Annotated in this window: 1 pseudogene; it reads left to right on the plus strand. The window is 52.0% G+C overall.

Annotation, left to right across the window (positions count from 1 at the left end):
* A pseudogene (locus KHU33_RS26085) lies at positions 1-1118 on the plus strand (IS3 family transposase); the annotation flags it as partial.
* Positions 1119-1145 lie beyond the last annotated feature (27 nt).

A 1145-nucleotide genomic window follows, 5' to 3' on the forward strand; every position in this document is an offset into this window, starting at 1 on the left:
TTCAATATCCGCAGCCCGGGAAGTATCCCTGAGTGGGAGCGCTGTTATCATAGCGGCGGTATAGACGCCCTGATGCCGCGACAACGTGGCAGACCCAAGACGATGCCTGATTCCCAGCCTCCCAAGCTGCAGCTCCCAGTCGATGATGAAACCCGCACCCGTGAGGAATTGCTCGCGGAAGTGAATCATTTACGCATGGAGAATGCGTACCTAAAAAAGTTAGAAGCCTTAGTTCAAGCACAGCGACAACAGCGGGCGACAGCGCGCAAAAAACGCAAGTAGTGAACGAGCTAAGGCAACAATTTCCTCTGGCAGGTTTGCTCAAGCTCGCTGGCCTGGCACGCAGTACCTTTTACTATCAGCAGAAGGTGTCCCAGGTAGCTGACAAGCATCAAGCGTTGAAGCAGCAAATTCAGTCCATCTTCGCCCGTCACAAAGGGCGTTATGGCTATCGACGCATTACGAGCGCACTGCAGAAACTGGGCAAACAGGTCAATCACAAGACCGTTCAGCGTCTCATGACTAGGCTTGGCCTCAAGTCGCTGGTGCGGCCGAAGAAATACCGCTCCTACAAAGGCGAAGTCGGGCACGCAGCGCCCAATACCCTGCAGCGGCAATTTGATGCCCAAGGAGCCAATCAGAAATGGGTGACGGATGTAACCGAATTCAACGTTGCAGGAGAGAAGCTCTATCTGTCCCCGGTAATGGACCTATATAACGGCGAAATCATCGCCTTTGAGACGGCCAAGCGGCCCGTGTTCGAACTGGTGAGCACTATGCTCAAGAAGGCATTGGCAAAGCTGGGGCCACACGACAAGCCGATATTGCACTCGGATCAGGGATGGCAATATCGAATGCCGGCCTATCAGCGATTACTGCAGCAACGGCAGGTAGTGCAAAGTATGTCGCGCAAGGGCAATTGCCTGGACAACGCAGCAATGGAAAGCTTCTTCGCCGTGCTGAAATCAGAGTTCTTTTACTTGAATAAATTTAGCAATCTTGACGAGCTAACCACAGGTTTGAAGAAGTACATTCACTACTATAATCACGACCGCATCAAATTGAAACTAAACGGGCTGAGTCCTGTGCAATACAGAACCCAGCCCTTAGCAGCCTAGCAAATCAAACCGTCCAACTTTATGGGG

The sequence above is a fragment of the Collimonas silvisoli genome (genome assembly GCF_018305005.1).
GTDB classification, from domain to species: Bacteria; Pseudomonadota; Gammaproteobacteria; order Burkholderiales; family Burkholderiaceae_D; genus Collimonas; species Collimonas silvisoli.